Source organism: Microbacterium sp. GbtcB4 (genome assembly GCF_019091465.1).
In the GTDB taxonomy this organism is placed as follows: Bacteria; Actinomycetota; Actinomycetes; order Actinomycetales; family Microbacteriaceae; genus Microbacterium; species Microbacterium paraoxydans.
The window spans coordinates 1-236 of record NZ_JAGXJJ010000570.1; the positions used below are offsets into that span (position 1 = coordinate 1).

Consider the following 236-nt stretch of genomic DNA (forward strand, 5'->3'; position numbering starts at 1 on the left):
CGGCCGCGCGCGATGCCAGAGTCCACGCCGCGCGCCACGCCCCCCGATTCTGGCCCGCGCACCTAGGGAACCGCACGGACACGCCCGTCCGCGGCCTGTCGTATCGTGAACGGGTGACGAGGATCATCGCCGGATCGGCACGCGGCACCCGGCTCGTCGTCCCCGGCGTCGGCACCAGGCCGACGAGCGACCGCGTGCGCGAGTCACTGTTCGGCGCCCTGGTGTCGCTCGACGCG

Annotated in this window: 1 protein-coding gene; it reads left to right on the forward strand. The window is 74.6% G+C overall.

Annotated features, from left to right (window positions below; genetic code table 11):
• Positions 1 to 113 precede the first annotated feature (113 nt).
• On the forward strand, positions 114 to 236 hold a 123-nt coding region (locus KVS71_RS18855), incomplete at its 3' end, for an RsmD family RNA methyltransferase (RefSeq protein WP_217585296.1).